The organism is Yoonia sp. KMU-150 (genome assembly GCF_056858355.1).
Genome location: NZ_JBXEQF010000001.1, coordinates 1,473,205 through 1,487,191, shown reverse-complemented (window position 1 = coordinate 1,487,191; position 13,987 = coordinate 1,473,205). Strand labels below are relative to the sequence as shown.

The window sequence follows — 13,987 nt, the reverse complement described above, 5'->3', positions numbered from 1 at the left end:
CCTTCTTTTGGTCTGAAATACCTCGGGGTGTGGGGCTGGCCCCACTGGCCCGCGTAGCGGGCCACACTCGAAAAATGATGTGCGGCGCAGCCGCTCATTCAGGTTGCGTCCAGGCCGGATAGAAATCACGCGCGTAAAGCCCGGTGCCGGGCGCGGGCAGCGATTTCACGAAGGCGGGCCGTGCGGTGATGCGCGCGTACCATCTCGCCAATGCATCAAAACCCTCCAACGTCGCGAAATGCCGCCCCATATAGACCGCCTGACCGAGCCCGATATCAGCAGCGGAAAATCCGTCCAGCAGATGGTCGCGCCCCGCCAGCGCCCGGTCGAGCGCTGCGTAACACTTGCGCAGACGGGCAGCCTCCAGCTTCATCACCGTGGGGCTGCGCATACGGTCTTCGAACAGCATGATATGCTGCTGTGTCAACGCCGCCACATGCTGGCTGACCGTTTCGGCAAAGTGCAGCCAGTTCAGCAACGCCGCCCGCTCGGCATGGCCCGCCGCACGTCCCAGACGGGCCTCCGGGAACCGCTCGCAAAGGTATTCCGCGATGGCACCGCTTTCGAACAGCACCGCGCCGTCGATCTCCAGCGACGGCACGCGGCCCGTCGGGTTCAGCGCCAGATAATCCTCCGACTTGATGCTGGCGTCGAAAGCATAAGTTTTCAGATCGAACAGCACGCCCATTTCATACAGCAGCCACAAGCTGCGCATCGACCGGGTCTGTGGGCTGTGGTGCAGGCGGATCATGCCTCGGCTTCCAGCGCGACCAGCAGCGCCCCCGCCACCACCTGATCGCCCGTCGTCACCGCGACCTGTGCAACGATGCCGTCACGGTGCGCACGCAGGACGTGTTCCATCTTCATCGCTTCCAGCACTGCCAGCCGGTCGCCCGCCTGAACGGTCTGCCCGGCCTTCACGGCCACATCCCGCACAAGCCCCGGCATCGGTGCCACCACCTGATCGCTGCCGCCCGCCGCCCCGGCGCGGTCGAGCGGGTCGACAATCGCGAACGTCAGCGTTTCGGCGGCAAAGAGCGTGACCTGTCCGGCGTGCAGATGCGCGGGCGGCATACGTTCCTGCCCGGTCCACCAGGCCGCACCGCGCCGGGTGAGTGCCACCTCGTCCTCCCCGACGCGGGCATGGACATGATCCGCATCCCGAACCGTCAGCCGCACGAGATGGGTCTCCTCGCCCAGCGCCAGCGTCACGTCATGCACCAGCGGCTGCCAGAGCGCGAAGCCCGTCTGCGCATCGCCCGGCCTGTCGCACCCCGCCGCCAGCAGGGCCGCCGCGGCGAGCCGTTCGGGTGTCACCGCCGGGGCCGCCGAAAGATCGTCGATCTTGCGCGCGATCAATCCGGTATCCACGCGACCGGCGGCAAAATCCGCATCGACCGCTAGACGCCGCAGAAAGGCAAGGTTCGTCACCGTGCCCGCCACCTGCGTGTCGCCCAGCGCGCGGGCCAGCCCGGTGAGCGCCTGCGCCCGGTCGGCCCCATGCACCGTCACCTTGGCGATCATCGGGTCGTACCAGGGCGAGATTTCCGATCCGGTCTCGACCCCGCTGTCGATGCGGGCGGCGTCGGGAAACGCCAGATGCGCCAGCCTGCCGGTCGCGGGCAGGAAGCCTGCGGGGACATCCTCGGCATAGAGCCGCGCCTCGAAGGCGTGGCCGGCGATGGTGAGGTCCTCCTGCCGCGCGGGTAGCGGCTCACCGGAGGCCACGCGCAACTGCCATTCCACCAGATCGACGCCGGTGATCGCTTCGGTCACCGGGTGTTCGACCTGCAGGCGCGTGTTCATCTCCATGAACCAGAACCCGTCGGTACGCAGCCCGTCCGACCCGTCCACGATGAACTCGATGGTCCCGGCACCCGCGTAGCCGATGGCCTCGGCCGCCGTCACCGCCGCATCGCCCATCGCGTGACGCACCTCCTCCGTCATGCCCGGCGCGGGCGCTTCCTCGATCACCTTCTGGTGGCGGCGCTGAAGCGAGCAATCCCGCTCGAACAGATGCACGGCTTGCACGCCGTCGCCAAAGACCTGCACCTCGATATGGCGCGGGCTGGTGATGTATTTTTCGATCAGCACGTCCGGATTGCCGAAGGCAGTCTTCGCCTCCGCCTGCGCGCTGTCCAGATTTTCGCGGAAATCTGCCGCCCGCTCGACCAGCCGCATCCCCTTGCCGCCGCCACCCGCGACAGCCTTGATCAGCACTGGATAGCCGATCTTCTCGGCCTCCCGCGCCAGATGCTCCGGGTCTTGGTTCTCGCCCAGATACCCTGGCACGACCGGCACGCCCGCCTTTTCCATCAGTGCCTTGGCCGCGTCCTTCAGCCCCATCGCGCGGATCGCCTTGGCCGAGGGGCCGATGAAGGTCAGCCCCGCCTTCTCCACCTGCTCCACGAAATCAGGGTTTTCTGACAGGAAGCCATAGCCCGGGTGGATCCCCTGCGCGCCGGTCTCCAGTGCGGCCTGAATGATCAGATCGCCCCGCAGGTAGCTATCGGCCACGGGTGCAGGCCCCAACCGCACAACCTCGTCCGCCTGCCGCACATGGAGCGCGTCCGCATCGGCATCGGAGTAAACGGCAACCGTGGCCACACCCAGCCGCTGGGCTGTCTGGATCACGCGGCAGGCGATCTCGCCCCGGTTGGCGATGAGGATTTTATCGAACATCTCGTTGTCCCGTCAGTTTGATCCTTGCCACCGTCCCGCCCGGCGGCACGCCAGGCATCGCCCGACCTCCCCCCGGAGGGCGATATTGCACCGGCGCGGCCTCAAATACCGCTGCGATCCTGGAAATGTTCAATGCAACAGCAAACGTGTCATCGCCCACCAGGTCGGGCGATGCCCTTAGCGCCATATCAACCACCGCCATCACATCCGGAACACGCCAAAGCGTGTCTCCCCGATCTCGCGGTTCATGCAGGCGGCCAGCGACAGCGCCAGCACTTCGCGGCTTTTGCGCGGGTCGATGATGCCGTCGTCCCACAGCCGCGCTGACGCATAAAGCGGATGCGACTGTTCGGCGAACATGTCGATGGTGGGCTGCTTGAAGGCGGTTTCCTCTTCCTCGGTCCACGTCTCGCCCGACCGCTCGATCGCGTCGCGCTTGACCGTCGCCAGCACGCCCGCCGCCTGTTCGCCACCCATCACGGAGATGCGGCTGGTTGGCCAGGTCCACATGAAATCGGGCGAATAGGCCCGGCCCGCCATGCCGTAGTTGCCAGCACCATAGGACCCGCCCACGACCATCGTGATCTTGGGCACCGATGTGGTGGCCACCGCCGTCACCATCTTGGCCCCGTGGCGCGCGATGCCTTCGTTTTCGTACTTACGGCCCACCATGAAGCCGGTGATGTTTTGCAGGAAAATCAGCGGGATCTTGCGCTGGCTGCACAGTTCCACGAAGTGCGCGCCTTTCTGCGCGGCCTCGGAAAACAGCACGCCGTTGTTGGCGACGATACCGCAGGGCCAGCCGTCGATATGGGCGAACCCCGTGACCAGCGTGTCGCCGAAGCGCGCCTTGAACTCATCGAACCGGCTGCCGTCCACGATCCGCCGGATCACCTCACGGATATCGTAGGGCGTGCGCAGGTCGGCGGGGACCACATCGAAGAGCGTTTCGGGGTCGAAAGCGGGCGGCTCCGGCACCGCGCGGACCTGATCGACCTTTTTCAGCGCGCAATTCGCTACCGCCTGCCGGGCCAGCGCCAGTGCATGTGCGTCATCCTCTGCCAGATAATCGGCGACACCTGACAGCCGCGTGTGCACATCGCCGCCGCCGAGGTCTTCCGCCGTCACGACCTCGCCCGTCGCGGCTTTGACCAGTGGCGGGCCAGCCAGAAAGATCGTGCCCTGCTCCTTCACGATGATCGACACGTCGGCCATGGCGGGCACATAGGCCCCGCCCGCCGTGCAGGACCCCATGACCACGGCGATCTGCGGGATGCCTTTCGCGGACATCTGCGCCTGATTGTAGAAGATACGCCCGAAATGGTCGCGATCGGGAAACACCTCGTCCTGGTTGGGCAGGTTCGCACCGCCGCTGTCGACCAGATAGACGCAGGGCAGATGGCAGCTTTCCGCGATCTCCTGCGCGCGCAGATGCTTTTTCACCGTCATCGGGTAATAGGTGCCGCCCTTCACCGTGGCGTCGTTGCACACCACCATCACGTCGCGCCCGTGCACCCGGCCCACGCCCGCGACGACACCGGCACAGGGGGCCGCGTCGTCGTACACGCCATGCGCCGCCGTGGCCCCGATTTCCAGAAACGGCGATCCGGGGTCCAGCAGCCCGGCCACCCGGTCGCGCGGCAGCATCTTGCCGCGCGACACGTGCCGCGCGCGGGATTTCTCGCCGCCGCCGTGGGCTGCTGCCTGTGCCGCTGCGGCGACATCGGCGAGTGCGGCCTCATGCGCGGTGCGGGGGGATGGCGTATCTGTCACGGGCTGCCCTTTCTCTAGAATATCAGTTCGGTGTGGCGCAGCCGCAGCGCCTGCCGCGCGGTTTCATCCAGCTTGCACCCCAGCCAGACCGTGCTGCCCATGGTGCCGGTGCCGAAGACCGAGGCCTCGAAATCACACGACGCATCGCGATAGCCGATCCAGGCCCGTTGCATGTCGCGCAGGCTGTCGGCGACGGATGGCGCGTTCTTCACCTCACCGGCGACCTCACCATCGAAACCGGCCGCATCCGCGCGCAGGCGCTGATATTCTGCGTTGAGCATCTCGTCCCAGAAGTCGATTTCGCGCGCGGTGCAGGTGTTCATGCCGTAGGTCGTGAAACCGTCGGGCGTGGCGTCGATGCAGGCCTCCGTCGCAAGCCCGATGCAGGGGCCGCCCTCCGGGCTGGCCGCAAGGCAGGCGCGGATTACGGCATCATCGAAAACCACCTCCTGTGCCGCCAGCGGCGTTCCGCCCAGCGCGATGGCGACCGCCATGCCGTGCTTCAATCCCAAGGGCATTATCCGTCCTCCTCCTCATCCACCGACTCCGCCGGGCCGAAAGCCGCGCGCCTGACATCGCTGGACCAGAAACCCATGACCTCGCGCCAGTGCAGTTCAGTCTGGCAGACCTGCACATTCTCCGTCTGTGCGGGGTCGGCGCAGCGCGTCTGCCCATGGCGGAACAGATCGCTTTCAGCCACACCACCTTCTTCGGCGACCCGCGCTTTCCACAGATCGTTCTGCGTCGACCAATAGACGAAATCCTGTGCCTCGCAGTCGGGGCGGGTGTGCGGCAGCATGTATTGGAGTCCGACGCAGGAGGTGCGCGGCGGCGCGTATCGTTCACCGCAGATCATCATGGCGCCGAAGTCGACGAAGGGATTGTCCCGATTGTCCTCGATCATCGTATCGACGCACTTGAGAAATGACGCGGGCGGGGCGTCCTGCGCCGCGGCCGGTGTGGCCAAAAGGGTCATGGCGGCAACGACCCTCATCCGCGATATTCCGGGTTCTCGAAATCAAACCGGGTGCCGGCTTTCCACGCCTCGCGGTCGTTGCCATCGTTCGGGATGCCGTCGCGCAGCAGATGCGCCAGGTGCATCAGGTTCCACGTCATGATCGTGGTGTTGCGCTGGGTGAAATCGTTGTTAAAGCCCACGCGCCCGCCCTGCCCGTCATCGTCGCCATAGGACGGCCCCGGCCCGGCTTCGCCGATCCAGCCGCAATCGGCCTGCGGCGGGATGGTATAGCCCAGATGCGACAGGGCATAGCCGATGGTCATCGCCGCATGCTTGATCCCGTCCTCGTTGCCGGTCACGACGCAGCCGCCGACCTTGCCGTAGAAGACCGACTGTCCGCGGTCGTTGAGCAGCCCCGACATGCCGTAAAGCCGCTCGATCAGCACCCGGCAGACGCTGCTTTCCTCACCCAGCCACAGCGGCGTGCCGATGACGAGGATATTGGCGGCCTTCACCTTGTCCCAGATCGCGGGCCAATCGTCGGCGTCCCAGCCATGCTCGGTCATGTCCGGGTACACCCCGGGCGGCACGTCGTGCGACAGCATGTGCACATGCTCCACCGCCACGCCGTTCTTTTCCATGATCGCGGCGGAGGCGTTCATCAAGAGCTTGGTATGGCTCTCCTCGGGCTGCTTTTTCAGCGAGGTGTTGATGAACAGGGCGCGCAGGCCGGAAAAATCTGTCATGCGTCGGGTGCTTTCATTTCAATGGTGCCCACCGCCTGCCCACGCGGGCCGACAAGATAGTTCCTGCCGGTAAAGTCGGGGCCGATGCAGACCACCTCGATCCAAACGCCGTCACGGGTCGAGGGAATGGCCGAGCAGTCCGACTGCGGACGGCCGGTTTCCAAACCGTATTGCGTGGCGAAAAAGGTGATCGCCTCTGTCTCGCTGAGCGGTTGGCCAAGGCGCAGACCGAGGTAGGCTGCGAGGGCGACAAGTGCGACGAAGGGGAGGAGGATTAACTTCTTCATTGCTGTCACGACTTTCGCAAAGCACGCAGCTTATTGGCGAATTTGCGCGCAAGCTCTTTTTCGGCCGCTTCCCAACGATCATTGGACCAATCCGGTGGATTGTTGCGCCACTCCAGAAGCTCTCCAAGTTGCCGGTCAGGAGATTTCTTCCAGTCAGGCTTGGCTCTGTCGGGCAATAGTCCGTCCGACAGCGGATCGCTTTGAATTGCCAGCTTGTCAGCACGGCGCACAGCGCGATGCGATCTCGCCTTGCTTAGCGGAATGTTCTTCCGAGAAGATTTATCGTTTTCGCCGTAGTCATTGCGCCGGTCTTTCTCATACGACAGCGCCTTTTTTTCCTGTGGTGATCTGCGACGCTTTTTCACCCCATCGCCCCCATCATCTCGCGCCCCACAAGCATCCGGCGGATTTCCGACGTTCCCGCGCCGATCTCCATCAGCTTGGCGTCGCGGAAGATGCGTGCGACGGGGGCGTCGTTCAGGAAGCCCGCGCCACCCATCGCCTGCACCGCCTGATGCGCCTGTTTCATCGCTTCCTCGGAGGCATAGAGGCAGCAGGCGGCGGCATCCTGCCGGGTTACGGTGCCCCTGTCGCAGGCGCGCGCGACCTCGTAGACATAGGCGCGGGCGGAATTCATCGCGGTATACATATCCGCGATCTTGCCCTGCATCAGTTGGAAGCTGCCGATCGGCTGGCCGAATTGCTTGCGCGACGCCAGATAGGGCATGATCTCGTCCAGACAGGCGGCCATGATGCCCAGCCCGATGCCCGCCAGAACGACCCGTTCGTAATCCAGCCCCGACATCAGCACGCGCACACCGCGCCCCTCTTCGCCCAAAACGTTCTCGAACGGCACCTGCACGTCGTCGAAGATCAGTTCCGCCGTGTTCGACCCGCGCATCCCCAGCTTGTCGAAATGCGGACTTGTGCTGAAGCCGGTCATGTCCTTTTCGATCAGGAAAGCCGTGATGCCCTTCGCGCCAGCTTCCGGGTCGGTCTTGGCGTAGACAACCAGCGTGTCGGCGTCTGGGCCGTTGGTGATCCAGTATTTGTTGCCGTTCAGGCGGTAGTGATCGTTCCGCTTTTCCGCCTTCAGCGTCATCGACACCACGTCAGATCCCGCCCCGGCCTCTGACATGGCCAATGCGCCAACGTGTTCGCCGGAAATCAGCTTCGGCAGATATTTCTGTTTCTGTTCTTCCGACCCGTTCAGCTTGATCTGGTTCACGCAAAGGTTGGAATGCGCACCGTAGGACAAGGAGACAGAGGCACTGGCCCGCGCGATCTCCTCCACCGCGACGGTATGTGCAAGATAGGACATACCCGCGCCGCCATAAGCCTCATCGACCGTGACGCCCAGCAGGCCCAACTCTCCCATTTCAGTCCAGAGTTCGGGGGGAAAGGTGTTGTCCGCGTCGATCCGGGCGGCCATCGGCTTCACCCGCTCCTGCGCCCAGGCATGAACCATATCGCGCAGGGCGTTCACATCTTCCCCAAGATCGAACGTCATGGATGCCAGAAACATCGGAGCCTCCGTTAATTGAACACTTGTTCATTTATAGGCGCGCGCGGCGACACCTGTCGAGTCATTTGTGCACCACGATACCGCGCCCGTGCCACATCACAAGCACCGGAACCAAAACACCGATGCGGGGTTGGCTGCTCATGAAACACTGCATCGCGGCCGCCCTGACCCTCATCGCCACCGCCCTGCCCGCCGACGAGGTCGGGCGCGTCGGCGTCGACTGGGTCGGCAACGACATCATCATCGAGGCGATCCCCGATCCCGAGGTCGCGGGCGTCACCTGTCACATCGCGTATTTCGAACGCTCTCTCTTCGACCGGATTTCCAACGGCAACTGGTTCGAGGATCCGTCGAACGCCTCGATCGACTGCCGCCAGACCGGGCCGATCACCATCGGCGACATCGACCGCGGCTGGGACGGCGAGAACGTGTTTCGCGAACGGCAGTCGATCATCCTGAAGTCGCTGGTCGTCAAGCGCATCTATGACGCGGAGAACGAGGTGCTGATCTATCTGGCCCATGCGTCCGAGTTGAGCGAAGGCTCCGCGAAGATGTCGATCTCGACGATCCCGCTCTACGAGGCGCGGTTGCGCGACTGAGACCCTGTTCCTGAGTGGGTTTGCGCCGTGCGTTGCACGTCGCCCGGGGGCGGTGGCTGCGCCGCCGCCAATTTCTGAGTATTTTTGGCAAGATAATACGGGATACCGGGCCGCGAATTGGCAGCCATGCGCTTTGCGGGCGGCGGCGCGCGCTCTTGGGCAAGGCCGGTCTACCGTGTCGCCTGCCAGACCGCAGACACCTCTGCCCGGATGATCCGGGCGATAAGGGTGCAGTCGTCCGCGCTGAACGTCAGTGGCAGGCGTAAATCGACGATTCCGGCCAATATCCTGTCGGTCGCGGGCATTGGCGCGCTTTCGGCATAGCGCCAGCTATCGTAGCGACTGGTAAAGCCCTGCGGCTCTGCCCCGCCGAACCACTTCAGCGCCACACCGCGCGCGGCACAGCGGTCAATGACAGCCCGCACATCATCAGCCCCCCAGTCCAAAAGCAAAAACTGGAATGACGACGCAACGAAAGCCTCCTCCTCCGGGCGCTGCGGCAAATGGATTCCGGGCGTGTCGCTTAGACCGTCCTCAAGCACGCGGTAGCGCGTGTTCCACCGCGCCGCCTGCCGCGGCAGATCGGCCAGTTGCGGGCGCAGGATGGCGGCGCGCAGGTTGTCCATGCGGCCGGAGATGTTGGGCGTCTCGTAGCGGATCTGCGCGAAGGTCTCCGGTGGCGGCCCGGCGCGATGTGTCTCGTAAAGCATGTAGCTGCCTGACAGCATGATCGCCCGGGCCATATCTTCTGCCCCGTCGCCGATCAGCAGACCGCCCTCGCCGGAGTTGATATGCTTGTAGGTCTGGGTCGAAAAGCACCCGAACCGGCCCCAGCGCCCGGACGGCAGACCATCCCAGGCCGCGCCCATCGTATGGGCGCAATCCTCGATCACCGTGACACCGGCGGCATCGCACAACGCCATGAGCCGCCGCATGTCGCAGATACGGCCGCGCATGTGCGACAGGAGCAGCACATTGGCCTGATCCAGCTTGCCCGCCAGATCGTCGAGGTCGATCACGAGGTTCGGCGTGACCCCGACGAAGACCGGCTGCGCGCCGACCGCGGCGATCGCCCCCGGCACCGGGGCCAGCGTGAAGGCGTTGGTGAGCACCCGGTCGCCGTGGCCCACGCCGCAGGCGCGCAGGGCCGTCGTCATTGCATAGCCGCCGGAGGCCACGGCGAGACAGTAGCGCGCCCCGGTCAGCGCCGCGAACTCCTGTTCCAGCAATACGGTTTCCGCGACCTCGCCGTCGGCGGTGTTGTAGCGGTGCAGCCGCCCGTGGCGCATCACCGCATTGGCGGCGACGATGCCCGCCTCCGGTATCGGTCCCTGCTGGGTGAAACTGCCGGTGAATTTTTCCATGTCGCGGACTGTTTCGCCCCCCGCGCGCCCTGTCAATGACATGCTCAGCCGATCAGGCGGCGGACCTCCGTCAAGAGCGCGTCGTAGTGGTCGATCAATCCTTCAGGCTCCAGCGCGGCCATATCCTCGCCCGAGGGGCCAAAGGTCACCAGGATCGACGGCACCCCGGCGGCGCGCGATGTGTCGCGGTCGGTCGCCGTATCGCCCACCAGCAGGCAGCGCGCGGGGTCGCCTCCGGCACGGCGCACGGCCTCGAACAGGTGTTCCGGGTCCGGCTTGCGCACCGGCAGCGTGTCGGCACCCACGAGCGAGCCGAAGGCCTCGCGCACGCCGAGGCTGCGCATCAGTGTCTCTGCCAGCCTCTCGGGCTTGTTGGTGGCGATGCCCACGGCATAGCCCGCATCGCGCAAGGCCTGCACCGCGTCCATCGCGCCGGGATACAGCACCGTGTGGTGGTCGATGGCACCGGCATAGGCTTCCAGCAGCGGTTGATACTGCGCGTCCACATGGGTTTCGTCAAATCCCGCCACGCGGGAAAACCCCAGCCGCAGCATCGCCCGCCCGCCTTTCAGCGCCGTGCCCGCGTCGCGTGCGTCCAGCAGATCGCCCAGCCCCAGATCGCGAAAACAGGCGTTGGCGGCGGCCAGCAGATCGCCGCTGGTATCGGCCAGCGTGCCGTCGAGATCGAAAATCACCGTGCGCATCGCCCTGCCCCCGTCACAACCGCCCCATACCTCTGTAACGATGCGTAAGGTGAAGTGAACCCCCCGCCCTTGTGAAAGCCAGCGCTTTGGGTAGAAGGACGGCAGTTTCCCCGACCGGCCACAGGCCATGGGTGCGGGACCGGTGATTGACGAAGGACACTTATGGCGACTGCATTGATTATCCTGGGCGCGGGCATGGGCACGCGCATGAATTCCGATCTGCCCAAGGTGCTGCACCCCATCGCCGGTGCGCCGATGCTGGTCCACGCGATGAAATCCGGTGCTGCGCTGACGCCGGACCGCACCGTCGTCGTGGCAGGCCACGGCGCAGAACAGGTCGAGGCCGCGGCGCGCATCTGGGACGACACAGTGCAGGTCGTGCTGCAGACCGAGCAGCTGGGCACGGGCCATGCGGTTGCACAGGCCCGCGCCGCGCTGGCGGATTTTCAGGGTGATGCCATCGTGCTCTACGGCGACACCCCTTTCATTCGCCCCGAAACGCTGGAAGCGATGATCGCGGCCCGGGCCGAAAACGATGTCGTCGTTCTGGGGTTCGAGGCCGCCGATCCCGGGCGCTATGGCAGGCTCGTCACCACTCGCGACACGCTGGAAAAGATCGTCGAGTTCAAGGACGCGACGGATGAGGAACGCCGTATAACCCTTTGCAACAGCGGCGTGATCGCCGCCGACAGCAAGACGCTTTTCGACCTGATCGGCCAGATCGGAAACGACAACGCATCCGGTGAATACTACCTCACCGACATCATCGGTCTGGCGCGCGATGCGGGATTGTCCGCCACGGTCGTGCGCTGTGACGAGGCGGAAACACTGGGCGTGAACTCCCGCGAGGAACTGGCGGGGGCAGAGGCGCTGTTCCAGGCCCGCGCACGCGCCGAGGTTCTGGAAAGCGGCGTGACCATGGCCGCCCCCGATACCGTCTATTTCGCCCATGACACCGTGGTCGGCCGCGACACGGTCATCGCCCCGCATGTCGTCTTCGGCCCCGGGGTCACCGTCGAATCGGGCGCGCATATCCTCGCCTTCAGCCATCTGGAAGGCTGCCATGTCTCGCGCGGCGCGACGGTCGGCCCCTACGCCCGCCTGCGTCCCGGCGCGGAACTGGCGGAGGACAGCAAGGTCGGCAACTTCGTCGAGATCAAGAACGCGGTGATCGCCGAAGGGGCAAAGGTGAACCACCTGACCTATATCGGCGATGCCCATGTGGGCGAGAGGGCCAACATCGGCGCGGGCACCGTCACCTGCAATTACGACGGGTTCTTCAAGCACAAGACTCATATCGGCGCAGGCGCTTTCATCGGGTCGAGCACGATGCTGGTCGCCCCGGTGAACGTCGGCGACGGTGCCATGACAGGCAGCGGATCGGTGATCACCGAGGACGTGCCGGACGGCGCGCTGGCCCTCGGACGCACCCGGCAAACCAACAAGCCGGGTTTTGCGACGAAGCTATTTGACATGCTGCGCGCCAAAAAGGCCCGCCAGCGGAAAGGACACTAGAAGATGTGCGGAATTGTCGGCGTATTGAGCAACAACGAAGCGGCCCCCCTGCTGGTCGACAGCCTGCGGCGGCTGGAATACCGTGGCTATGACAGTGCGGGGATCGCCACGATCCACGACCAACGGCTCGACCGCCGCCGCGCCATCGGCAAGCTGGTGAACCTGTCGGACGAACTGGTGCACAACCCGCTGCTGGGCAAGTCGGGCATCGGCCATACCCGCTGGGCCACACATGGCGTGCCCAACGTGGGCAACGCGCACCCGCACCGCGCGGGCGGCGTGGCGGTCGTGCACAACGGTATCATCGAGAATTTCCGCGAGTTGCGCGCCTTTCTGGCCGAACACGACATTGCCTATTCCACCGATACCGACACCGAAACCGTGGCGCTCTTGTGCCAGCATTTCCGCGATCAGGGGCTGTCGCCGCGCGATGCCGCCGAACAGACCATCGCCCGGCTCGAAGGGGCCTATGCGCTGTGCTTCCTGTTCGACGGCGAAGACGATTTGCTCATCGCGGCGCGGCAAGGCTCTCCGCTGGCCATCGGACACGGGGACGGTGAAAACTACGTGGGTTCGGACGCCATCGCGCTGGCCCCCATGACCGACCAGATCACCTATCTGGACGAGGGCGACTGGGCCATCGTCACCCGCACAAGTGTCGAAATCCGCAATGCCCGCGGCAAGCTCGCCAACCGCAAGCGGCAGACCATTCAGGTCAGCGCCACCAGCGTCGACAAGGGTGAGTTCAAGCACTTCATGGCCAAGGAAATCGCCGAACAGCCGACCGTGCTGCAGGGTGCGCTGAGCCATTACATCAGCCCCGACGCCGACGCGATCACCCTGCCCGCGCCGCAGATCGACTTCACGCAGGTCGAACGGATCACCATGGTCGCCTGCGGTACCGCCTACTACGCCTGCATGGTGGCAAAATACTGGTTCGAACAACTCGCGGGCATGCCCGTCGAAATCGACGTGGCCTCCGAGTTCCGCTACCGCGAACCGCCGGTCACGAAAGGCACGGTCGGCCTGTTCGTCAGCCAGTCGGGCGAAACCGCCGATACGCTGGCCGCCCTGCGCTACATGAAGGACAAGGCCGACAAGATCGTGTCCATCGTCAACGTCGAGACCAGCACCATCGCTCGCGAAAGCGATCTGGCGCTGCCGATTCTGGCGGGTGCCGAAATCGGCGTGGCCTCGACCAAGGCGTTCACCTGCCAACTGACCACACTTGCGATCCTCGCCATTCAGGCGGCCCACGCACGCGGGCGGATCGACGATGCGGAACTGGCGGAAAAACTCGCCGGGCTGCGGTCGCTGCCCGGCGTCATCAACCTGGCCCTCGGGATAGAAGGCACCTGCCGCGACATCGCCCGCAAGCTGGCAGAGGCGCGCGACATCCTGTTCCTGGGGCGCGGCGCGATGTATCCGCTGGCGCATGAAGGCGCGTTGAAACTCAAGGAAATCAGCTATATACACGCCGAAGCTTATGCATCGGGCGAACTCAAGCACGGACCCATCGCACTGGTCGACGAACATGTGCCCGTCATCGTCATGGCGCCGCGCGACGCGCTCTTCGACAAGACGATCTCGAACATGCAGGAGGTCATGGCGCGCGGCGGCCGCGTGCTGCTGATCAGCGACAAGAAGGGGCTGAAGGAGGCGGGCGACGGCGTCTGGGACACGATCCAGATGCCCAAGATCGACGCATTCCTTGCCCCCATCCTCTATGCCGTACCCGCGCAACTGCTGGCCTATCATACCGCCGTGGCCAAAGGCACGGATGTGGACCAGCCCCGCAACCTCGCGAAATCCGTGACGGTGGAGTGACGCCGTG

At 64.9% G+C, this 13,987-nt stretch carries 14 protein-coding genes; 3 read left to right on the top strand and 11 right to left on the bottom strand.

Annotated features, from left to right (window positions below; genetic code table 11):
* Positions 1-94: 94 nt before the first annotated feature.
* From AC04PH_RS07240 to AC04PH_RS07200, 9 genes are all read right to left on the bottom strand, one after another.
* Entirely contained in the window at positions 95-751 is a 657-nt protein-coding gene (locus tag AC04PH_RS07240) for a glutathione S-transferase family protein (RefSeq protein WP_483065069.1), read from the bottom strand.
* Positions 748-2,682, bottom strand: a complete 1,935-nt coding sequence (locus tag AC04PH_RS07235; protein ID WP_483065068.1) for an acetyl/propionyl/methylcrotonyl-CoA carboxylase subunit alpha — start codon at positions 2,680-2,682, stop codon at positions 748-750. The genes AC04PH_RS07240 and AC04PH_RS07235 overlap by 4 nt, the downstream gene beginning before the upstream one ends.
* 201 nt (positions 2,683-2,883) lie before the next feature.
* On the bottom strand, positions 2,884-4,455 hold the full coding sequence (locus AC04PH_RS07230) for a carboxyl transferase domain-containing protein (protein ID WP_483065067.1): 1,572 nt from the start codon (positions 4,453-4,455) through the stop codon (positions 2,884-2,886).
* Between the two features lie 14 nt (positions 4,456-4,469).
* Entirely contained in the window at positions 4,470-4,973 is a 504-nt protein-coding gene (locus AC04PH_RS07225) for a lysozyme inhibitor LprI family protein (RefSeq protein WP_483065066.1), read from the bottom strand.
* Positions 4,973-5,431, bottom strand: coding sequence for a hypothetical protein (locus AC04PH_RS07220; RefSeq protein ID WP_483065065.1), 459 nt, complete (start codon positions 5,429-5,431; stop codon positions 4,973-4,975). The genes AC04PH_RS07225 and AC04PH_RS07220 overlap by 1 nt, the downstream gene beginning before the upstream one ends.
* Before the next feature lie 14 nt (positions 5,432-5,445).
* On the bottom strand, positions 5,446-6,159 hold the full coding sequence (locus AC04PH_RS07215) for a flavodoxin family protein (protein ID WP_483065064.1): 714 nt from the start codon (positions 6,157-6,159) through the stop codon (positions 5,446-5,448).
* A complete protein-coding gene (locus AC04PH_RS07210) occupies positions 6,156-6,446 on the bottom strand; it encodes a hypothetical protein (protein WP_483065063.1) in 291 nt (96 codons plus the stop codon). Before AC04PH_RS07210 ends, AC04PH_RS07215 begins: the two co-directional genes overlap by 4 nt.
* A gap of 5 nt (positions 6,447-6,451) precedes the next feature.
* Complete coding sequence (locus tag AC04PH_RS07205) at positions 6,452-6,811, bottom strand: hypothetical protein (protein WP_483065062.1); 360 nt, start codon at positions 6,809-6,811, stop codon at positions 6,452-6,454.
* Positions 6,808-7,971 carry an isovaleryl-CoA dehydrogenase gene (locus AC04PH_RS07200; protein WP_483065061.1) on the bottom strand — a complete coding sequence of 388 codons (1,164 nt, stop codon included), beginning with the start codon at positions 7,969-7,971 and terminating at the stop codon, positions 6,808-6,810. Before AC04PH_RS07200 ends, AC04PH_RS07205 begins: the two co-directional genes overlap by 4 nt.
* A 140-nt stretch (positions 7,972-8,111) precedes the next feature.
* Here AC04PH_RS07200 and AC04PH_RS07195 point away from each other — a divergent pair, with 140 nt between their 5' ends.
* Complete coding sequence (locus AC04PH_RS07195; protein WP_483065060.1) at positions 8,112-8,570, top strand: CreA family protein; 459 nt, start codon at positions 8,112-8,114, stop codon at positions 8,568-8,570.
* Positions 8,571-8,740: 170 nt separating this feature from the next.
* Here AC04PH_RS07195 and AC04PH_RS07190 read toward each other — a convergent pair whose 3' ends face one another.
* A complete protein-coding gene (locus AC04PH_RS07190) occupies positions 8,741-9,934 on the bottom strand; it encodes a DegT/DnrJ/EryC1/StrS family aminotransferase (protein ID WP_483065059.1) in 1,194 nt (397 codons plus the stop codon).
* 44 nt (positions 9,935-9,978) lie between these two features.
* Complete coding sequence (locus tag AC04PH_RS07185) at positions 9,979-10,638, bottom strand: HAD-IA family hydrolase (protein WP_483065058.1); 660 nt, start codon at positions 10,636-10,638, stop codon at positions 9,979-9,981.
* Between the two features lie 162 nt (positions 10,639-10,800).
* Here AC04PH_RS07185 and glmU point away from each other — a divergent pair, with 162 nt between their 5' ends.
* Together glmU and glmS are read left to right on the top strand one after the other, a co-directional pair.
* Positions 10,801-12,153: a bifunctional UDP-N-acetylglucosamine diphosphorylase/glucosamine-1-phosphate N-acetyltransferase GlmU gene (glmU, locus tag AC04PH_RS07180; RefSeq protein WP_483065057.1), complete on the top strand. Its 1,353-nt coding sequence runs from the start codon at positions 10,801-10,803 to the stop codon at positions 12,151-12,153.
* 3 nt (positions 12,154-12,156) lie between these two features.
* A complete protein-coding gene (gene glmS / locus AC04PH_RS07175) occupies positions 12,157-13,980 on the top strand; it encodes a glutamine--fructose-6-phosphate transaminase (isomerizing) (RefSeq protein WP_483065056.1) in 1,824 nt (607 codons plus the stop codon).
* Positions 13,981-13,987 lie beyond the last annotated feature (7 nt).